This window comes from Bradyrhizobium sp. (genome assembly GCF_004799405.1).
Lineage (GTDB): Bacteria > Pseudomonadota > Alphaproteobacteria > Rhizobiales > Xanthobacteraceae > Bradyrhizobium.
Window position 1 is genome coordinate 37056 of record NZ_SSMW01000121.1, and the last position, 20781, is coordinate 57836.

The following is a 20781-nucleotide window of genomic DNA, read 5'->3' on the forward strand; positions in this document are numbered from 1 at the left end:
GGCGGTCATGAGCTGGCAAGCCGAAGCTGACGAGATCGCGCGGCGCCGAGCCTTTGCCGACCAACTCGGCGGTCCCGAGATGGTCGCACGCCAGCATGACGCCGGTCGGATGACCATCCGCGAGCGGGTAGCGGGTCTGGTCGATCAAGGATCGTTCCAGGAAGTGGGCCGGCTGACCGGCAGCGCGAAATACGCCGATGGGGTGCTCCAGTCGGTGACGCCAGCGCCCTACGTCATGGGGCTTGCCAGGATCGACGGGCGCGATGTCGCGATCGGCGGCGAGGATTTTACCGTTCGAGGCGGCACCAGTTGGGGCAGCTCGCGCAGAAAGGGCGGGCAGGGCGGACTCGTCGAGGATCTCGCCCACAATTATCGCATCCCGCTCGTCAATCTGATCGACGGATCGGGCGGCAGCGTCACCTCGGCTGAGCGCCGCGGTTATTCGGTGCTCCCCGGTATTCACGGCTTTGAGCAATCCGTGAGACTGCTCGGCGAAGTGCCGGTGGTGAGCGGCGTGATGGGCACGGCGGCCGGCGGGCCGGCCGGGCGCGCCATCCTGTCGCACTTCACCGTGATGGTGAAAAACACCAGCCAAGTGTTCGCCGCCGGCCCGCCGGTGGTGAAGCGTTCACTCGGGCAGCAAATCACCAAGGAAGATCTCGGAGGGTCGAAGGTTGCGGTCGATTTGGCCGGAACCATCGACAACGTCGCCGAAACCGAACAGGCCGCCTTTGGTCAGATCCGCCGGTTCCTGAGCTACATGCCGCAAAACGTCTGGGAGCTTCCGCCCACGATTGCTTGCAGCGATCCGGCCGACCGCGCCGACGAGGAACTGCTTTCGATCGTGCCTCGCGAGCGCCGCAAGCCGTACAACATGCGGCGGTTGATGAGTCTGGTGGCGGACAAGGATTCGCTGTTTGAAATCCAGCCGAGGTTCGGTCGCGCGTTGATCACCTCGCTGGGCCGCATGGACGGCCAGGTCGTCGGCATCATCGCCAACAATCCGATGATCTACGGCGGCGCCATGGACGGGGCGGCCGCCCGCAAGCAAATTCATTTCATCGATCTCTGCGATTGCTTTCATATTCCGATTGTCTTTCTTGTCGACGTCCCCGGTTTCATGGTTGGTCTGCAGGCCGAGCAGGCGGCGACGCTGAGGGACGGCATGCGCGCCGTTCACGCGGCGATGCAGGCCACCGTTCCGATCCTCACCGTCATTATCCGAAAGTGTTACGGCATGGCGGGAATGGCCACTTGCGACAAGAACGGTCTTGACCTGAAGGTGGGCTGGCCGTCGGCGGAATGGGGTTCGCTTCCGATCGAAGGCGGTGTCGCAGCAGCGTTCCGCCGTGAGATCGAGCGGTCGCCCGATCCGGCCGCGCGTGAAAAGGAACTCGAAGCGGAGTTGCGGGAATATGCTTCGCCGTTCAGGACCGCCGAAGCCTTCGCGATCGAGGACATTATCGATCCGCGCGAGACCCGGGCATTTCTGTGCCGGTTTCTAAATGCCGCACGAGGCAGGCTCGCAACCAGCCTCGGGCCAAAACCAAAATACGGCGTGCGTCCATAAGCGCCAGACATACGGGAGAAAGCCATGACCATATCGAAATTCTGGATCGCGCTGGCGCTTGCATCCGCCGCGATCCTGAATTCGGCGAGTGCGCAATCGGCACCGCCTACCAAGGTTCGTCTCGGAGTGCTCACCACGGCTTCGCAGGCCGCGTTCACCGTCGGTGTTCAAGCCGGGATTTTCCGCCGGCACGGCTTCGACGTCGAAGTAATTCCGCTGGCGACTGGCGCGCAGGCCAATCAGGCGCTCGCCGCCGACCAGGTGGACTGGTCGGGCGGAGGGATTGAATCCACCGTCGTCGCCTGGGCAACCGAACTGCCGTTCACGGCCTATGCGATGTATGCCAAGGGTGGAGATTCCTACGGCATCCTGGTCCGCAAGGAATCTCACATCAATTCGCCGGCGGACCTTCGCGGCAAGACGGTGGCCGTGCCGCAGGGCACTGCGCCGGCGCAGGGGCTGAGCCAGGTCGTGCTCAAGGCTGGATTGCCGGCCGACGCCGTCAAGCGCGTCAACGCGTCCTACGGCAGCATGGGCCAAATGCTGGTGCAGGGATCGGTCGACGCCATGGTCGGATTGGAGCCGTTTCTGACGCTCACCGAAGACACGATGCAAGGCAAGGCGTCGCTGCTGATGCGCCTTGGACAATACGTCCAGGGCGGCGGTTTCTTCCTGATCACCAACAACTGGGCCAAGGCGCATCCCGATCGTGTCGCCGACGCCGTCGAGGCGTTGTGGGAGTCCCAGCAGTGGCTGAGGCAGCATCCGGCGGAAGCGACGGCTTTCCAGGCGGCCTTTCTCAAGGTCGACCCGAAATACATCACCGCGGCTTTCAAATGGCTGAGCTACGATCCGCTGGTCGATGACTTCACACGGCAATCGATCAAGAGCACGTCGGCGTATCTTGCGACCGAGGGCCTGATTTCCAGGCCGATCGACATCGACCAGAATCTCAAGAGCCTCGACAAGGTCACCGCGGACTTGAAAACCAGGGCGGCGGACTTGCTCAAATGAACACCGCCGCTGGATTACTTTCGGTCCGCAATATCTGCAAGTCGCATTTCGATCCGAACATCGGCGGCCAGGCCGAAGCGCTTCAGGCGGTTTCGATTACCGTCGATCATCATGAATTCGTATCGGTGATAGGGCCGTCGGGATGTGGAAAATCCACCTTGCTTCGGATCGTCGCCGGACTCGACCAGCCGAACTCGGGTGAGATCAGTGTGGCCGGACAGCGGGTGTCCCGCCCCGGCGCCGACCGTGGCATGGTGTTTCAGGAATATGCATTGTTTCCCTGGAAGACCACCCAGGCCAATGTGGAGTTCGGCCTGCTTCTCAAAGGCATCAAGAAAGAAGAGCGGGCCGAGATCGCGCGGCGATTCATCGAGCTTGTCGGCCTTAAGGGCTCCGAACAAAAGTATCCCCACCATCTTTCCGGCGGAATGCGCCAGCGCGCGGCGGTGGCCCGCGCGATGGCGAACAATCCCAAGATACTGTTAATGGACGAGCCTTTCGCGGCCGTTGACGCCATGACGCGGCAACGTCTGCAGGAAGAGCTGACCGCGATCTCCGCAAGCGAGCGCACCACGGTGCTGTTCGTGACCCATGCGATTGAGGAAGCGGTTTTCCTGTCGGATCGGGTGGTCGTGCTGTCGGGCCGGCCCGGCCGCGTGATCGCGGACATGAAGATTGAGCTGGATCGGCCGCGCCGATGGGATGAGCTTGCGGGCGAGCGGCGTTTTAACGACTATCGCGAGCAATTGACGCGCCTGCTTTACGGCGCCAATGCTCCTGTGGAGATGTCGTCATGACGGCATCCGCGCCGTCGTCGCGGCTGCCGCTGACAGCATGGTGGCTGGCCTGGCTGATCAAGGAGATCATGCCGTTCGCCGTCGGCGTTTTGATCTGGCAGGTACTCTCCGTGCTGGATATCTGGCCGAGCGTGCTGTTTCCATCGCCATTCCAGGTTTTCCGTGCGTTCGTGACCGATCTCGAATCCGGTGTGTTGCTGAGCAGCCTCGGTGTCAGCCTGATCAGCCTGTGCTGGGGTTTCTTTGTCGGTGCGGCGATCGCGCTTCCGCTCGGCTATTTGATGGGACTTCACAGCGTTAGCCGCGATTTTTTTGATCCGCTCGTCAACCTGCTGCAGGCGATTCCCGGTCTGGCCTGGATTCCCTTTGCAATTCTCTGGTTCGGACTGGGCAAGGGCGCCGTCATCTTTATCATCGTCATGTCGGTATTTTTTCCGATTCTGCACAACCTGCTGACCGGGATCCGGCTGATTCAGCCGGTGCTGATCGAGGCCTCGCAAACACTGGGTGCGGGGCGCGCAGCCATCATCCGTCACATCATATTTCCGGCCACCTTGCCTAATTTGATGACAGGTATCCGTCTTGGGATCGCCTTTGGGTTTCGTTCGCTGGTCGGCGGCGAAATGATCGCCAGCACGGACGGCATCGGTTACCAGATCTTCAACGCCCAGCAATATTTCCAGTCCGCCCGCATCGTTGTGGGCATGCTGAGCATAGGGATCGTTTGGCTTTTACTCGATCGTCTGTTGCTGCGACCGATCGAACAGCGCACGACAATGCGATGGGGTTTGCTCCGTGAAGGCATTGATAATACCTGACTGAAGCCGATACCGGCCAAATCGCAATTTGACCCGTCGGTCCGATGGTCGAGCCCTGGTGCTCCCATCGCTACAATCGACATTTGCGGACGCCAAAACCAGGCCGCGGTTCGCGCCGCGATTGACGGTTTTGTTCTTCCCTGGATGCGCCATATGGCCTAAGAGCGGCCGCAACTTTTCCCGAACGCCTGTGAATTATGATTCGTCTCGACAACATCAGCAAGCAGAATGGTCATCAGATCCTCTTCATCGAGGCCTCGGCGGCGCTCCAGAAGGGCGAGAAGGTTGGCCTCGTCGGTCCCAACGGATCCGGCAAGACGACGCTGTTCCGGATGATCACGGGCCAGGAGCAGCCCGACGAAGGGCAGGTCGCCGTCGATCGGGGTGTCACCATCGGCTATTTCAGCCAGGACGTGGGCGAGATGTCCGGCCGCAGTGCCGTGTCCGAGGTGATGGACGGCGCCGGCCCTGTCAGCGCGGTTGCCGCCGAACTGAAGGAACTGGAGGCCGCCATGGGAGACCCCGGCAGGGCGGAGGAGATGGATGAGATCATCGCGCGTTACGGTGAGGTGCAAGGGCGCTTCGAGGAACTGGACGGCTACGCCCTGGAAGGGCGGGCGCGCGAAGTGCTCGCGGGGCTGAGCTTCAGTCAGGAGATGATGGAGGCGGATGTCGGCGCGCTGTCGGGCGGCTGGAAGATGCGCGTGGCGCTGGCCCGTATCCTTCTCATGCGCCCCGACGCCATGCTCCTGGACGAGCCGAGTAACCACCTCGACCTCGAGAGCCTGATCTGGCTGGAGGGATTCCTCAAGGGTTACGAGGGCGCACTGATGATGACCTCGCACGACCGCGAGTTCATGAACCGCATCGTCACCAAGGTGGTGGAGATCGACGGCGGCGCGCTGACGGCGTATTCGGGCAATTACGAATTCTACGAGCAGCAGCGCGCGCTGAGCGAAAAGCAGCAGCAGGCCCAGTTCGAACGCCAGCAGGCGATGCTGGCGAAGGAAATCAATTTCATCGAGCGCTTCAAGGCGCGCGCCTCGCACGCAGCGCAGGTGCAGAGCCGGGTAAAGAAGCTGGACAAGATCGAGCGAGTGGAACCGCCGCGGCGCCGCCAGACGGTGTCTTTCGATTTTCCGCCGGCCCCTCGCTCGGGCGAAGACGTGGTGAGCCTGAAGAAAGTGGACAAGGGTTATGGCAACCGCGCCATCTATCAGGGACTGGACTTCATGGTGAGCCGCAGGGAACGCTGGTGCGTGATGGGCATCAACGGCTCCGGCAAGTCCACGCTGCTGAAACTGGTGGCAGGCGCCGCGCAACCGGACGACGGCACGGTATCGCTGGGTGGCAGCGTGAAGATGGGGTACTTCGCGCAGCACGCCATGGATCTGCTGGATGGCGAGCGTACGGTATTCCAGTCGCTGGAGGACGCGTTCCCGCAAGCGGGGCAGGGTTCGTTGCGTGCGCTGGCGGGCTGCTTCGGTTTCTCCGGCGACGACGTGGAAAAGAGATGCCGGGTGCTTTCGGGTGGCGAGAAGGCGCGGTTGGTGATGGCGATGATGCTCTACGACCCGCCGAACTTCCTGGTGCTGGACGAGCCCACCAACCATCTGGACATGGCGACCAAGGAAATGCTCATCGCGGCGCTGTCGGAATACGAGGGCACCATGCTGTTCGTCTCGCATGACCGGCATTTTCTCGCCGCCCTGTCCAATCGGGTGCTCGAACTAACGCCCGAGGGTATTCATCAGTATGGCGGCGGCTACACGGAATATGTGGCGCGCACCGGCCACGAGGCTCCGGGTTTGCGTAGCTGATTCCGGTAAGCAGAGCGGCGCGCGGCTTGAAGGATCGACGGCCTCCCGCTAGGTTCGCCTCAACCATTCCAGGGGAAAGCAAGGATGAGGCAGATCAGGATCGGCGACATCACCATCGACGCGGTGATTGAACGCGAAGGCCCGTGGCGGCGGCCGCAGGATTTCTTCCCGGCCTATGACGAGGCGGTGTTCAGGAAGCATCTGCCCTCGATGGAGCCGGAGGTGTTCGACGCGGCGCTGGGCATGATCGTCATCACCTACCAGACCTTCGTGGTCCGAACGCCGCACCACACCATCCTGGTGGACACCTGCACCGGTGAGCACAAGGGTCATCCGCCGCCGTTCGATTTTCCCGGCAAGGAGCGCTGGCGAAACGAGCTGTTTGCGCTCGGGGTCACTTACGACAAGATCGACTATGTGTTCTGTACCCATCTTCACATCGACCATACCGGATGGAACACTACCCTGCGTGATGGACGCTGGGTGCCGACGTTCCCGAACGCGAAATACATATTTCACAAGGGCGAATATGCGGCCTGGGAAGCGGAGAGTGCGCGGGGGGCCAATCCGCCCGGAACGGTGTTCCGGGACAATTGCCTGCCGATCGTGGAAGCAGGCCAGGCGCTTCTGGTCGACGATGATTACGCCCTCGACGATACCATCACGTTGACGCCGACGCCCGGGCACTCGCCGTGCCATTGCTGCGTCAACATTTTCTCCCGCGGACAGCGCGCGGTCGTGACCGGCGACATGATGCACCACGTGATCCAGTGCCGGGAGCCGGACTGGTCGGCAACGCCGGATTGGGATGCCAAGCAATCGGCGCAGTCGCGCCGGAAATTCCTGTCCTCGGTCGCGGAAACCGATACGCTCATTCTGCCGATTCATTTCCCGACACCGACCGTGGGCCTGGTTACGGCCGATGGGGATCGTTTCAATTACCGGTTCAAGCGCGATTGACCGCCTACACTCCGGCGTGCCACCGCCGTAATCGCCTTCTTTCTGCAGGGGCCCGACCGGATTTTCGATCTGTAATCGGGCGGCAGAGAATCATCTATTCCGGACTGAAAAAGGAGCAGAAAGTGTCTGCCTTTGGCCAAATTTCGAAAAGCCGGACCCATTGTTTTGGCGGCAATTCTAGCGACATTAGCGAGGTGCGGACAACGCGCTGGAGTTGCCGGAGTGACCAGGATGTCGATCCAAGAATTTGAACCTTACGGCGAGCCCTTGCCCGGGGCAGCATCGGATGAGAGGCAGCCGAATGCTGCCTCGGTCATTTTAAGTGCTGTCGGTCAGTACACTTTCTGGCTCCTGGTTGTTGTGATCGTGGTCACCAGAATCTGGTATTTTTCACCGGCTTCATTGTTTCCCGCGAGCCCCGTTTCGGCCTTGATACACAATACGCAGCGGTAAGTGTCTCATCCTTTACCGTTGCTTTGCGGGTAGACCCCTGCGCGACCGGCGGCCCGGTCAAACTTCACGGCGATGGAAGCTTGACGCCGGCTTCGGCATAGAACCGCATCGCGCCCGGATGGAACGGCATGATCCGGTTCCTGGCAGCATTGACGGCGAGGGTGCCGGCGGCGGTCGGATAGATTTGCGATTTCGGGTCGTTCGCCGACAGCACCGCCTTGGTGATCGCGTAGGCCGTATCGACCGGCAGATCCTTGTTGGCGACGACAAAATTCCACGCCGAGACACTTTTGATTTCGGTTGCTTGCCCCTTGTAGGTTCCGGCTGGAACGGTCGTCGCCGCAAGCTGCGGGAATTTCGCCAGCATCGCGGCGACCTCGGCGTCGGAGAGCCCGAATATCACGGCGTCGGCCTGATTGGCCACTTCGCCAAGCGACGGAATGGGTACCACGGCGCCTTGCCAGAGCGCGTCGATCTCGCCGGAGGTCACGAGTCTTACCAGCAGGGCCGGATCGCCGTTGACGATGATCGGTTTGACATGTGCGATTTCGGCGGCGGCCCGGAAGAACACCTCCGCTGGACCTTTTGCCGGGCCGACGCCGACCTTTTTGCCGTCAAGGTCGGCGAGCGAACCAATCGCGCTTTTGCGCAGCGCTGCAATCTGGAACGAGGTATCGTACATCGGAAACAACGCACGCAGGTTCTCGTGCTTGTGTCCCATCGCCCAGCCGGTGCCGTTCACGGCATCATAGGCCGAGCCCATGAAGGCGGCGCCGATGGTCGTGGCAAGCGCGTCGACGGCAGACAGGTTCTCGTTGGAGCCGGCACTTTTCTTGATCTCGACGGTGATGCCCTTGGACGCAAGATAGGTGACGATACCCTGGCCGTATGGCAGGAACGCACTGCCGTCGCCTGCCGTCATCAGCGTCACGGGCACGGTGGTTTGAGCCCTTACCGGCGGGTGCCCGAGAACGGCCAAACTCAACAGCGCAACGCATCCAACCGTTTTTGGTATCACGTTACGCGCGCCCCTTCACCTTGCCTGGCTTCTTGCCGGACTTCTTCTTGCTCTTGGCGGACTTCTTCTCGTTTTTCTTCAGCGCGGCCGCCTGGCTGCGATACGCTTGCGCCAGGTTCGACAGATTTTGCGAAGCTTCTTGGTCCGGCGTGGCCTGCGCCATTCGCTCGGCCTTCTCGGCCTGCTTTCGAAAAAACTTGGTTGCCTTGATCATCGCAGGATCTCAAGCAGGGGATAAGGACGTCATTTCGGTCCTGATTCATAAACCTTGATCATCGACCGGACATCGGCGCGAGCCAGCTCAAGTTTGGAAACCACCGAGGGCCACAGCATCCCGTGCTGCTTTCTGGCTCGCTTGATAAGCTTCTGAAGCTTGTCATCGAACTTGCTGGCGGCGGTTTCCGTGTCTTTTGGCTCACTCATGTAAACCCGTTCCTGTTTTGCAACTGACGCTACGCGGCAAGTGTTTCGCAACCCTGGGCGCTGCGCAAGCCCCATGATCCCGCGGCGCAAGCCGGAAAAAGGCCCTCAGGCCTCGACAGGCGAACCGAGATCGACATTGGAGCCCGGCGCATATTTGTCCATGCGGACATCGCTGGTGCGGGCGTGTGCTTCCATGCCCTCGAGACGCGAGATGCGTGCGGCGACCGGCGCGATCAGCTTGCACGCTTCCCGGTTCATGCGCTGCCAGGTCAGCGGCTTGAGGAATTTATGCACGGACAGGCCGGCCGAATAACGCGCCGCGAGCTTCGTCGGAAGAATATGGTTCGGTCCCGATACCTTGTCGCCGAACGCGACGTTGGTCTCTTCGCCAAGGAACAGAGACCCATAATTGGTGAGACGTGCGTGCCACCAGTCGAGATCATCGCAATGAACTTCCAGGTGCTCGCAGGCATATGAATCCGAGACTTCGGCGATTTCCTCGTTGGTGTCGCATAGCACGATCTCGCCATAGTCCCGCCATGCAGCGCCGGCGGCATCGCGCGCGGTCGCAGGTAAATTTGCAATGAGGCGAGGAACCAGACGGGCGACTTCGTCAGCTATGCGGGACGATGACGTGATCAGCCACGCCGGACTTTCGTGGCCGTGTTCCGCCTGTCCGACCAGATCGGTCGCAACAATGAGCGGATCGGCGCTGTCGTCGGCGATGACAGCGACTTCGGACGGACCGGCAAAGACGTCGATGCCGACCTTGCCGAACAGCATGCGCTTGGCCTCGGCGATGAACTTGTTGCCGGGACCGACGACGATGTCGGCCTTGCGTCCGGTAAAAAGACCGTTCGCCATGGCGGCGATGGCCTGAACCCCACCGAGGCACATAATGATGTCGGCGCCGGCGATATGCATCGCGTACAGGACGTGAGGGTGGATACCCCGGTCCCGGTATGGCGCTGAGCAGGCGATGACGGTCTTGACCCCCGCCGCCTTGGCGGTGGCGACCGACATGTAGGCGGAGGCAATGTGGGCGTAGCGGCCGGTGGGAACATAGCATCCTGCGGTATTGACCGGGACGAGCTTCTGTCCGAGCTCAAGGCCGGGCGCGATCTCCAGCGTAAAATCATGAACCGAAGCACGCTGGGCTTCGGCAAAGCGCCGTACCTGGCTCACGGCAAAGGTGACGTCATCCTTCACCGCTTTTGGAATATCGCGGGTTTGCCGTTCGATCGCCGTTTGGTCCAGCACGATATCGCCCGACCATTTGTCGAGCTTGAGGGCGTAGTCGCGCACGGCCCGCTCGCCGCCGGTTTCAATCGCCGCCAGCATTTCAGCAACCACGATACGCGCCGCGCCGGATTCGGTTTCGGGGGTTTTTGCGGCCTTCTTCAGATAAGTGACGGACATCCGGCGGGCCTCTTCCAGCGATGGCATAGGGTCAGGCAGGCCCGGCGGATCTTGCGCCGGGCCGGCCGATAATCACTTCTTGTCGAATTCCGTTGCGAAGGCGCGCAGCTTGGGGTCGGCCGCGACGCGCTTCAGGAAGTCATCCTTGATATACTCCTTGGGATCCGGGCTGGACGGTATCGTTCCGACATCGGTGAGGAACTTTCCGATTTCGGCGAACCAGCCGTCGACGGTCGATGCGCCGCCGGCGCGCGACATGATCTTGAGTTGCTCATCAAGCGAGAAAACCGGCCGCAGCGCGAATTCCTGGTCCATCGCGCGCGGGGTCACCTCAAGACCGCCCTGCTTGTAGAAATCAAGCGCCAGCGTGCGTGCTTCGGCGGGATTGGCCTTGGCCCAGGACCAGCCGCGCAAAAACACCGCGAGGAATTTTGCGACATCGTCCGGATGGTCCTTGGCGAAATCGGCCCGTACCACCAGTGCTCCGGGAACGACGGCATTGGCATCGGCGCCTGAACACAGGTATTTGGCGTTGGCCTGGTCCTCCAGGGTGTAGGTGTTCGGCGCCCAGACCCCGGCGATGTCTCCGTTGTTCGACGTCAGCGCCGTTATGATCTGCGCCTGGCCGAGATTGACAAACTGCATGTCGTTTTGCGCGAGTCCGAATTTTGTCAGGCACTTTCGTGAAGCGTAGTCCACGGTGGAATTCGTCGTCAGCAGCAGACGCTGGCCTTTGAGAAGTTGCGGATTGGCTTTGATGGCGTCGAACTTGTCGCCACGCACCAGCATGGCGTTGGCCTTGGATTCATCGTTGGTAATTCCGATGGTCAGGATATTGAAGCGCACCGCGCCGAGCACGGCTGGCACCGACCCGGTTCCGCCAACATCCCACGATTTTGCCGCCGATGCCGCGATCTGGGGCGCGCCTGCCGGGAACGTCGAGAAATTGGGCACAAGACCAACCTCCTTCCACCAGCCCTTAACGTTGGCGTAGTGGAAGGGCAGCGCCCAATACAGCGATGGCTGATAGCTGACACCGATTGCGGTTTGCGCCCGGGTAACGGACGGGAGCGCACACCCGCTCACGATAATGACTGCCGCGGCAGCACTCCTGATTGCCTTCGAGATCATGGTGTTTCCTTCCGGGTTTTGTTTTTGACGCGAGGAACCGGATGGCATCGAGCCGTCCAGTGTAAGACTATTGCCGATCTTCACGTTTCTCCTCTCTCAGAGATTTCCAAACGTGGGTGCGCAAATGGATAAAGGAATCGAGATCCATCACGTCTTCGATCCTTTGGAAGCGATTCCAGCGTTCCTCATTACGGACGGTTTTGATGTCGAGCACTTCCTTGATGCGGCCGGGCCTCCGGGTCATGATGGCAACGCGGTCGGCGAGATAAACCGCTTCCTCAACCGAGTGGGTGATAAATAGCACGGTTCGCGGATTGACGCGACTGAGCCGGACCAGTTCTTCCTGCATGAGGACACGGGTTTGCGCATCCAGCGCTCCGAAGGGTTCGTCCATCAACAGCACCTCCGGGTCGAGCACATAGGCGCGGGCAATCGCCACGCGCTGCTGCATGCCGCCGGATAATTGGTGCGGAAACGCATCGGCGTAGCTTTCAAGGTTCATCAAATCCAGAACGCTCCGGATAAGCCGCTCTCGTTCGTCGCCGGCGAAATTCTTGTTGCGCAGCCCAAGGTCGATATTCTGCCGGACGGTCTTCCAGGGGAAGAGGACGAATTGCTGAAAAACCACCGCGCGGTCTGGTCCGGGGGCCGTGACACGTTTGCCGTTGACGCTGACAATGCCCGAGGTCGGGGTTTCGAATCCAGCGACGATACGCAGGCATGTGGTTTTGCCGCAGCCTGACGGGCCGACAATAGCGACGAATTCCTTCTCGGCGATTTCGAGATTGATGTCATCGAGCGCTTTCACGCCGCCAAAAACCTTGTTCACGCTGTCGAAACGGATCGAGCCCACGGCGATTCCCTTAAACGACCAGTCCGCGCCGGCGCAGGATCAGCGCCTCGCCGTACCGCAACAACACATCGATCAGCATCCCTGCGATCCCGATCGCGATCATTCCGGTCATCACCGTGGGTGTGGAAACATTGGCCTGGGCCTGCACCATCATGAAGCCGACGCCGGCTGCCGCGACGATCAGCTCCGCGCCTACCAGCGATTGCCAGCCAAGGCCGGCGGCGACGCGCAGTCCGGCGACAATCGAGGGAATCGAAGCCGGCAGCAGAACTTCCAGGATCGTGCGCAAATGGCCGGTGCCGAGCATTTGCGAAGCCTCGATCAGGCGCGGATCGACGAAACGAGCCCCACGATAGGCATTGATCAGACAGGGTGGAAAGGCGCCGGCAAAGATGATCATTACCGGCCCGCCGATCCCGGTGCCGAACCACAGCGCGGCAAACGGCACCCAGGCAATGGGCGCGATAAAACGAAGCCCTTCGAAGATCGGCGACAGGATGTCGTCCAGCAGCCTGAACCATCCCATCAAAAGCCCGAGGGGAACCCCGACCAGCGCGGCCAGCATCATGCCGGATAAATATCGCTGGAAACTGGACGCAAGATGTTGCGGCAAGGTGGCACCGGCAAATGGCGTGGTCAGAAGCTGAACGAAGCGCGTGATGACCCCCAGCGGCGTGGGCAAAAATTGTCGCGGCACGAGGCCCGAGATCGAAAGCGTCGTCCAGATGCCAAGAAACAGGATCAGGCCGGCCAGGCCCCACGCAATGGTTTCGCCCAAACTGAGAGGCCGGCCGCTCATCGCTCAATCCTTTGCCGCAACGTTCCAGGCCAGCACCCGATGCTCCACGCGGCTCAGCAGCCAGGTCGTGGCAAAGCCCAACACGCCGACCGTCAGCATCCCGACCAGGATCATGCCCGGATAGATGTCCTGCTGCGCCACGTTGAGGACAACCCCAACTCCCACCAGCGCGCCGACAAGCTCGGCCGCGACAAGCGTGGTCCAGGCCGCCTGCAACGACAGCCGCATTCCCGTGAAGATCATGGGTGCGGCCGCCGGCGAAAGAATCTCGATGACAAATCGCCAGAGCGGCGTTCCCAGCATCTGCGCCGCCTCGATCACCGGCCGTTCGATGGTGCGGACGCCGCTAAACGTGTTGATCACGGATGGCACGAAGGCGGCAAACCAGATCACCATGATCTTGGCCGCGTCGCCGAGGCCCAGCCACAATATCGCCAGCGGGATCCAGGCCAGTGGCGGGATCGGCCGGATGATCAGGAATACCGGGTTGATTGCCGCTTCAGCGCGCCGGCTCCAGCCTATCCACAGGCCCAGCGGCACGCCGGTGGCGATGGCGACGAGAAATCCCATCGCGACAAGTTCGAGGCTGTGCCACGCATGGGTGACAAGCTGTCCCCCCGCGTAGCCGCGCGTCATGATCTGAACCAGTGAAAGCCAAAAGGCCGCGGGCGATGGAAAGCGTCCTGCCGAGACGATCCCCGTCCATGTCGTCAATCCGAACCAGAATAACACGAGCCCCGCGAGCGTCGCCCATCCGGCCCAAATTCGCCGATGCCCGCTCATCGTTCGTTCCCGAGCCCGTTATCATAAAGTCGCATTCATTTGCCTTCCGAACGTCTGGTTTGTCAACGCACCGCGGATATTCTGGCCGCGGGTAAATGCACATCAAGATGCAGCCTGAAACCTCGGCGCATTGCGGAACGCGATCGAGGCTCGGAGCAACGCTGCCAAGGGGTGATCGTGCATGGACGAAAGCATCTCGTCGCCATTTATCCGATACCCGATTGCAACCTCACTGCTGATGGCGGGCATTCTGTTTGTCGGCCTGGTCGCCTATCCGCTGCTTCCCGTCGCGCCGCTGCCCCAGGTCGACTTTCCGACCATCCAGGTTTCCGCGTCGCTGCCCGGCGGCAGCCCCGAGACCATGGCATCGTCGGTGGCGCAGCCGCTGGAACGGCAACTGGCGCAAATCCCCGGTATCGCCCAGATGACGTCGACGAGTTCGCTAGGCTCCACCGCCGTCACGATCCAGTTCGATCTGAACCGGAGCATCGATGGCGCGGCCAATGACATCCAGGCGGCCATCAATGCCGCGAGCGGCCAGTTGCCGAAGAATCTTCCTTCGCCGCCGACCTACCGCAAGGTCAACCCAGCCGACTCGCCGATCCTGCTGTTGTCGGCGACATCCGACACGTTGCCGTTGACCGAAGTCAGCGACGGCACCGACGCCCAGCTTGCGCAGCAGATCAGCCAGATCGCCGGCGTGGCCCAGGTATTCATCGGCGGCCAGCAAAAGCCGGCGATTCGCGTTCAGATCGATCCGGCGAAACTGGTCGCCAAGGGCCTGTCGCTGGAAGACATCCGCAACCAGATCGCGATTACGACGGTCGACAGCCCGAAAGGCAATATCGACGGCGACAAGCGCGCGTATACAATCTATGCCAACGACCAGATGCTGGACCCGAAGGGCTGGAACGATGTCATCATCGCCTATCGCAATGGCGGCCCGCTCAGGATCCGCGACATCGGCCAGGCCGTGTCAGGTCCTGAAGACGTAAAGCAGGCGGCCTGGGCCGACGGCAAGCGCGGTGTGTTTCTCGTTATCTTCAAGCAGCCCGGCGCCAACGTCATCGACACCGTCGACCGCATCAAGGCGCAATTGCCGAGGCTGATTGCCGCCATTCCGCCCGCCATCAAGATCAAGATTATCAGCGATCGCACCCTGACAATTCGCGCCGCCGTCGAAGACGTGCAGTTTACGCTGTTGATCACCATCGCGCTGGTGGTGATGGTGATCTTCATCTTCCTGCGAAGCGTATGGGCGACGATCATCCCGAGCGTCACGGTGCCGCTGGCGCTGCTTGGCGCGTGTTCCCTGATGTGGGCATTCGGCTATACGCTCGACAATCTGTCGCTGATGGCGCTGACGATCGCGGTCGGCTTCGTCGTCGACGACGCCATCGTGATGCTGGAAAACATCACGCGCTATATCGAGGAAGGCGACAAACCGCTGGCGGCGGCGTTCAAGGGCGCCAGCGAAATCGGGTTCACGATCGTGTCGATCAGTGTTTCGCTGGTCGCGGTGCTGATTCCGCTGCTGCTGATGGGCGGCATCATCGGCCGCCTGTTCCGCGAATTCGCGGTGACGCTGGCGATGGCCATTTTCGTATCGCTGGTGGTGTCCCTGACGCTGACGCCGATGATGGCCTCACGCTTCCTTCGCGCGCACAAGGACATGAAACACGGCCGATTCTATCAATGGAGCGAGCGTGCGTTCGACGCCATGCTCCGTTCCTATGAGCGCGGTCTGGACCTAGCTTTGCGCTGGAGCCTGACGACACTCGCGATTTTCTTCGCGACGCTGGCATTGTCGGTTTATCTGTTCGTTATCATTCCCAAGGGTTTCTTTCCGCAGCAGGACAACGGCTTTCTCACCGCAACCTCCGAGACAGGTCAGGACATTTCCTTTGCGGACATGAAACGCCACCAGGAGGAACTCGGCAACATCGTGCAGAACGATCCCGATGTTGACAGTATCGCCATGTTCATCGGTGGCGGCGGCAGCGCCCTCAACACGGGCCGCCTGTATATTACGCTGAAACCGCGCGACGAACGCAAATCCGACGCGCAGCAGATCATCGCGCGGCTGCGTCCGCAGGCCGAAAAGGTCGAGGGTGCGCGCCTGTTCATGCAGGCGTCGCAGGACGTGCGCCTCGGCGGTCGCGCGACACGCACGCAGTTCGAATACACGCTGCAGGACGCCAACCTCGACGAGTTGAACGAGTGGGCGCCGAAAATTCTGGCCCGAATGCAGACCCTGCACGAGTTGCGTGACGTTGCTACCGACCAGCAGACCCGGGGTACCACGCTGACGCTGACGATCGACCGCGACACCGCCTCGCGCTTTGGCATCTACCCGCAGTTGATCGATGACACGCTCTACGACGCGTTCGGCCAGCGTCAGGTCACCCAGTATTTCACCCAGCTCAATTCCTATCACGTGATCCTGGAAATCCTCCCGGAACTGCAGGGTAATCTCGACACCCTCAACAAGCTCTATATCAAGTCACCGACCACGGGCGATCAGGTGCCGCTATCCGAGTTCGTAAAATGGACGACGGTTCCGGTGCGGCCGCTTTCCATCAGCCATCAGGGTCAGTTCCCGGCGATTACGATCAGCTTCAATCTCGCGCAGGGCGTGGCGCTCGGGCAGGCAACCGAGGCGATCCAGAGATCGGTGATCGATCTGGATGCACCGGCCACGCTCAACTCCAGCTTCCAGGGCACCGCACAGGCGTTCCAGCAGTCGCTCGGCACCGTTCCGTTGCTGATCATGGCCGCCCTGGTCGTGGTGTATTTGATCCTCGGCATTCTCTATGAAAGCTACATTCATCCGCTCACCATTCTCTCCACGCTGCCTTCGGCCGGCGTCGGCGCGCTCGCGATCCTGATGGCGTTCGGATTCGACTTCAGCCTGATCGCCTTGATCGGCATCATTTTGTTGATCGGCATCGTCAAGAAGAATGGTATCATGATGGTCGACTTTGCGATCGCGGCCGAGCGCGACGAGCATATGTCGCCGAAACAATCGATTCGCAAGGCGGCGCTGCTGCGGTTTCGCCCGATCATGATGACGACCATGGCGGCGATGCTCGGCGGCGTGCCGCTGATGCTGGGCACCGGCACCGGTTCGGAAATCCGCCAGCCGCTCGGCTATGCGATGGTGGGGGGCCTGATCGTCAGCCAGGCGCTGACGCTGTTCACGACGCCGGTCGTGTACCTCTATCTCGACAACCTTTCCAATGCGTTGTCGCGCTGGGCGCGGTCCGACAAGGCCGATCACTCCCGGCTGGACATTCCATATGATGAGCAAAAGCACGCTGCGGAATAGCCCGCCGTTTGCATTCCGGCGAGGGCTGGTCTTAATCTGCCTCCGAGCAAGCCGCGATCCTTTGCGCGGTTATGGAATGGAGCGCCGGTGGTGGCAGTTTCGATGCGTATCGGTACCCGCAAGAGCACGATGGCGATTGCCCAGACCGAGGACATTGCGCGGCGCCTGTCGGTCGTTGCATCGGACCTTGAGGTCGAGATCGTCAGGTTCGAAACCGTGGGGGATACCGACCAGACCGGCAAGCTGCTGATGCATGGCGGCAAGGGCGGCGCTTTCGTCGCTGAAATTCGCGCCGCGGTCAGGTCAGGCGAACTGCACGCCGCGATGCATTCGCTCAAGGACATGCCCGGCAATGAAGACACGCCGGGCCTTGTGATCGGCGCGACGCTGGTGCGCGCCCCGCCGGCCGATGCGCTGGTACTGCGCGCTGGAGTTTCAATCGAGGATATCGGGCGCTCGGGGGGCAAGGGCTTCAAGATCGGCACCAATGCCGTGCGGCGTGCAGCCTACCTGCGGCGGCTGTTTCCGGAAGTGGAGGTTATTCACTTTCGTGGCGCCGCCGACACCAGGGTTCGGAAGCTCGATTCCGGCGAGAGGCAGCGCTTGCCCGGCGGCGGCGAGGCCGGTCCGGCCGATGGATTGATCATGGCGCGCTCCGGGTTGGAACGCATCGGCCTCGCCCATCGCATCGCTTATGATTTTTCAACCCGGGAGATGCTGCCGGCGGCAGGGCAGGGCATCGTCGCGGTGGAATGCGCCGCCGGCGATTGGCAGACGCGAAGCTATCTTTCCCTGATAGACGACCCCGCCGCGCATGCAAGCTGCGACGCCGAGCGCGAGGTATTATGGGTGCTCAACGGCCACTGCAATTCGCCGATTGCAGCCTATTCCACCATCGACGGCCCGCAAATGACGCTGACCGCGTCGTTGCTGGATGAGACCGGGCAGCAGTTCATCGAAGTGACGCACAGCGGTCCGGCCGAACGCCCGAGGGAGTTGGGTCGTGCGGTCGGGCTTGAACTGCTGGACAAGGGTGCCGCCGAAATCATCGCGCGTACGCGACTCGAGCCTTGAAGTCAGCGCACTCTAAGTCAGCGCACCCTGAGTGTGGCGAACCGGGTTCTCTTCATGGGCGGCGGCCGGATCGTCGAGACCGCTGAGACGGCGAGGTGCCCCCGGTCGAAGCGCGCCAGGACCTTTCCGGCGCCGACACTCCAAGATGCGGCTAGCAGGCGCGGGTTCGCGCAATTGCGCCGGCAATGATTTGCAGCGTGACGCCGAGCAGCCAAAAGGCTCCAATCACCATCGTCCAGAGCAAGGCAGGATCGCCGTCGACGACGATGATAAAGACCGAAATGAAAGCGGCGATCGTGGCAAGGAACGTCCCGATCGCGCTGAAAAGTTCGGCGGGATCCGTCCTTCCGGCGAGGGCGGCGTGCGGAGGAATATCGATCCCGAGGTAAAACCCGACGGCGCCATAGATCGTCATGGCGAAGATCGCGGCGAGCGAGGTTAATATTTCAATGCCGGTTCGGCCCAAGTGCGCCGCAACAAACAGCCCGCAAGACGCGCCGGCCATGGCAAGGCCAACCCGCTCCAGGATATGAGCAAATCGGCTAGTGCGGGAACGAATGCCCATGGTTCAGTGTTTTCGTCTAGTGTTTTCCAACGGGCCGGCGATTGTCAGGGCTGGTTCGTTAACCGCTGCCAAGCCGGGAGGTTCCTCGCAGGCATTTTTTCAGGTGACAGAATGAAGCGCGGATGGCTCATAGCGGTATGCGTTTTGGTGGTTGTTGCCATCGGCGGCTATTTCGCGTTCAGCAAATTCGCCATCAGGCACGAGACGCTCAACCTGGTGGATACCGCCCGCAACCGTCCCGTTGACGTCGATATTGCAGTGCGGTGGGACAACGAGTTGAAGGCCGATGCGGGATATATAACCATGCCTGTGGCGATTATCAGCCACGGCAACACCGTCAAGTACACAGAATATTCCTTTCTCGCAAACGTGCTGGCGGCGCGGGGTTATTTCGTCGCCAGCATCCAGCACGATCTGCCGACCGATGCGCCGCTGATGACCGTGAAAGGATCGCCCTATGTCGGCCGGCTTCCGGTCTATCAGCGCGGCGAGCAGAACATCCTGTTCGCGATCGATCAGTTGAAGAAGATCCAGCCCCACGCCGACTATGACCATCTGACGTTGGTCGGCCATTCCAACGGCGGCGATATCTCGATGTTCTTTGCCAAGGAACATCCTGACATGGTGCAGCGGGTCGTCACCCTCGACAATCTGAGGGTGCCGTTCGTGATGCATGGGCCCAAGATCCTGTCGTTCCGTTCCAATGACTGGAAGCCCGATCCCGGCGTGGTCCCCGACAAGGCCGCATCGAAGGCGGCCGGTATCGAAGTGGTCCAGACCGACGCGCAGCACGTCCAGATGAGCGACCGCGGCCCCGACAGCGTCAAGGAGAAAATCCAGGCGACCCTCGATAAATTCCTGGGGCAGAATAACGCCAGTGAGTTGCGTCCCTCCGACGCCCCGCCGGTGGTGTTGGACCCGAGCAGCGGCTACGGCAGCCACAGCGATCCCAACATCGATTAATCGTGGGCGCTTGCTGCCGGCGAGTGCAGCAATCTGAATTGGCGCGCCATAGAAATCCTTATAGTCTGTTTTTTCGAGATGCAGGAGTTCTGATGGACGAACCCGATCAAGGCGGCAACCGGCACACCGCACTTGCGGGGCTTGCCATCGCGGTCGTCCTGCTGGTCGTCGGAGTATGGCTGGCCCATGAACTGACCGCGGCGAGCAAAATGCAGGATTGCCTGATGTCGGGACGGACCAACTGCAACACCATCGAAACGCCGGCGCAGTGAAGGGTCGTCCGATCGGCATTCGCGGCGCGGGTCACGGCAAGGGGGACTTCCGATGAGTATAACGGTTTATGGATTTTGGCGGTCGATCGCATCATTCCGCGTAAGGGTAGCGCTCAGGCTCAAGGGATTGCCATTCGAGGAAATCCCCATCGACATTCTCTCCGGCGAACAATTCGAGCCTGGCTACAAGGCCGTCAATGCCGAACGCGTGGTGCCGACGTTCATTCATGATGGCCATTCGATCTTTCAGTCGCTGGCGATCATCGAATATCTCGACGACATCCAGCCCACGCCGAAGCTGATACCCGGCGACATCAAAGAGCGGGCCTATGCGCGCTCGCTGGCGCTGACGACGATCGCCGACGTGCATCCGCTGACGGTACCGCGCGTCCGCAATCATCTCGCCACGACCTTCGGCGCCGATGCCGGGGCGATCGAGGAGTGGGGCAAGCACTGGACTGTCGAAGGGCTCGCGACCTACGAGCGGTTGCTCGCGCAGCGCGCTCCGGCGCCATTCGCTCTCGGCGCCGAGCCGGGCCTTGCGGACATCTGCATCGCCGGCCAGGTGGTGGGCGCGCATTACCTCAAGCTTGAACTCGGCGCCTATCCCGTGGTTTCGCGTCTGGCCGAGCGTTGCTTCGCAATGCCGGCTTTCGCGACCTCGCATCCGTTCGAGCAGCCGGAATACAAGACAGCGAACCGGTTGGTTTGAGTCTTTCAG

The 20781-nt window shown here is 61.3% G+C and carries 21 protein-coding genes; 12 read left to right on the forward strand and 9 right to left on the reverse strand.

Features of this window, described 5'->3' with window-relative positions; all coding sequences use genetic code 11:
- Positions 1–7: 7 nt before the first annotated feature.
- The 7 genes from E7813_RS18795 (at position 8) to E7813_RS18825 (ending at position 7432) form a co-directional block, all read left to right on the forward strand.
- The gene (locus tag E7813_RS18795) at positions 8–1570 is read left to right on the forward strand and encodes a carboxyl transferase domain-containing protein (protein ID WP_291576406.1); all 1563 of its coding nucleotides are present in this window, start codon (positions 8–10) and stop codon (positions 1568–1570) included.
- Between the two features lie 24 nt (positions 1571–1594).
- Entirely contained in the window at positions 1595–2584 is a 990-nt protein-coding gene (locus tag E7813_RS18800) for an ABC transporter substrate-binding protein (protein WP_291576408.1), read from the forward strand.
- The gene (locus E7813_RS18805) at positions 2581–3381 is read left to right on the forward strand and encodes an ABC transporter ATP-binding protein (protein ID WP_291576410.1); all 801 of its coding nucleotides are present in this window, start codon (positions 2581–2583) and stop codon (positions 3379–3381) included. Before E7813_RS18800 ends, E7813_RS18805 begins: the two co-directional genes overlap by 4 nt.
- Before the next feature lie 68 nt (positions 3382–3449).
- Complete coding sequence (locus E7813_RS18810; RefSeq protein WP_291576412.1) at positions 3450–4199, forward strand: ABC transporter permease; 750 nt, start codon at positions 3450–3452, stop codon at positions 4197–4199.
- Between the two features lie 197 nt (positions 4200–4396).
- On the forward strand, positions 4397–6019 hold the full coding sequence (locus E7813_RS18815) for an ABC-F family ATP-binding cassette domain-containing protein (protein ID WP_291576414.1): 1623 nt from the start codon (positions 4397–4399) through the stop codon (positions 6017–6019).
- 84 nt (positions 6020–6103) lie between these two features.
- Positions 6104–6979 (forward strand): MBL fold metallo-hydrolase, encoded by an 876-nt coding sequence (locus tag E7813_RS18820; RefSeq protein ID WP_291576416.1) that lies wholly within the window; start codon positions 6104–6106, stop codon positions 6977–6979.
- Positions 6980–7210: 231 nt separating this feature from the next.
- Complete coding sequence (locus tag E7813_RS18825) at positions 7211–7432, forward strand: hypothetical protein (RefSeq protein ID WP_291576418.1); 222 nt, start codon at positions 7211–7213, stop codon at positions 7430–7432.
- A gap of 64 nt (positions 7433–7496) precedes the next feature.
- Here E7813_RS18825 and E7813_RS18830 read toward each other — a convergent pair whose 3' ends face one another.
- The 8 genes from E7813_RS18830 to E7813_RS18865 all read right to left on the reverse strand — a co-directional run bounded on the left by E7813_RS18830 (position 7497) and on the right by E7813_RS18865 (position 13858).
- The gene (locus tag E7813_RS18830; RefSeq protein ID WP_291576420.1) at positions 7497–8417 is read right to left on the reverse strand and encodes a TAXI family TRAP transporter solute-binding subunit; all 921 of its coding nucleotides are present in this window, start codon (positions 8415–8417) and stop codon (positions 7497–7499) included.
- A gap of 34 nt (positions 8418–8451) precedes the next feature.
- The gene (locus tag E7813_RS18835; RefSeq protein WP_291576422.1) at positions 8452–8664 is read right to left on the reverse strand and encodes a hypothetical protein; all 213 of its coding nucleotides are present in this window, start codon (positions 8662–8664) and stop codon (positions 8452–8454) included.
- Positions 8665–8693: 29 nt separating this feature from the next.
- Entirely contained in the window at positions 8694–8873 is a 180-nt protein-coding gene (locus E7813_RS18840; RefSeq protein WP_291576424.1) for a hypothetical protein, read from the reverse strand.
- 105 nt (positions 8874–8978) lie between these two features.
- Positions 8979–10292: a histidinol dehydrogenase gene (hisD, locus tag E7813_RS18845; RefSeq protein WP_291576426.1), complete on the reverse strand. Its 1314-nt coding sequence runs from the start codon at positions 10290–10292 to the stop codon at positions 8979–8981.
- Positions 10293–10364: 72 nt separating this feature from the next.
- Positions 10365–11423 carry an ABC transporter substrate-binding protein gene (locus tag E7813_RS18850; RefSeq protein ID WP_291576427.1) on the reverse strand — a complete coding sequence of 353 codons (1059 nt, stop codon included), beginning with the start codon at positions 11421–11423 and terminating at the stop codon, positions 10365–10367.
- A gap of 67 nt (positions 11424–11490) precedes the next feature.
- Positions 11491–12276, reverse strand: coding sequence for an ABC transporter ATP-binding protein (locus E7813_RS18855; RefSeq protein WP_291576429.1), 786 nt, complete (start codon positions 12274–12276; stop codon positions 11491–11493).
- 10 nt (positions 12277–12286) lie between these two features.
- Positions 12287–13075 (reverse strand): ABC transporter permease, encoded by a 789-nt coding sequence (locus E7813_RS18860; RefSeq protein WP_291576430.1) that lies wholly within the window; start codon positions 13073–13075, stop codon positions 12287–12289.
- A gap of 3 nt (positions 13076–13078) precedes the next feature.
- Positions 13079–13858, reverse strand: coding sequence for an ABC transporter permease (locus E7813_RS18865; protein ID WP_291576432.1), 780 nt, complete (start codon positions 13856–13858; stop codon positions 13079–13081).
- Positions 13859–14039: 181 nt separating this feature from the next.
- On the opposite strand from E7813_RS18865, the gene E7813_RS18870 reads away from it, so the two are divergent.
- Complete coding sequence (locus E7813_RS18870) at positions 14040–17186, forward strand: multidrug efflux RND transporter permease subunit (RefSeq protein WP_291576434.1); 3147 nt, start codon at positions 14040–14042, stop codon at positions 17184–17186.
- 90 nt (positions 17187–17276) lie between these two features.
- Positions 17277–18260, forward strand: coding sequence for a hydroxymethylbilane synthase (gene hemC, locus E7813_RS18875; RefSeq protein WP_291576436.1), 984 nt, complete (start codon positions 17277–17279; stop codon positions 18258–18260).
- Between the two features lie 151 nt (positions 18261–18411).
- On the opposite strand, the gene E7813_RS18880 is transcribed toward hemC, so the two are convergent.
- Positions 18412–18765 carry a hypothetical protein gene (locus tag E7813_RS18880; protein ID WP_291576438.1) on the reverse strand — a complete coding sequence of 118 codons (354 nt, stop codon included), beginning with the start codon at positions 18763–18765 and terminating at the stop codon, positions 18412–18414.
- Positions 18766–18936: 171 nt separating this feature from the next.
- On the opposite strand from E7813_RS18880, the gene E7813_RS18885 reads away from it, so the two are divergent.
- The 3 genes from E7813_RS18885 (at position 18937) to maiA (ending at position 20772) form a co-directional block, all read left to right on the forward strand.
- The gene (locus E7813_RS18885) at positions 18937–19788 is read left to right on the forward strand and encodes an alpha/beta fold hydrolase (protein ID WP_291576440.1); all 852 of its coding nucleotides are present in this window, start codon (positions 18937–18939) and stop codon (positions 19786–19788) included.
- 92 nt (positions 19789–19880) lie between these two features.
- Positions 19881–20060, forward strand: coding sequence for a hypothetical protein (locus E7813_RS18890; protein ID WP_291576442.1), 180 nt, complete (start codon positions 19881–19883; stop codon positions 20058–20060).
- Positions 20061–20112: 52 nt separating this feature from the next.
- Entirely contained in the window at positions 20113–20772 is a 660-nt protein-coding gene (gene maiA, locus E7813_RS18895) for a maleylacetoacetate isomerase (RefSeq protein WP_291576444.1), read from the forward strand.
- Positions 20773–20781 lie beyond the last annotated feature (9 nt).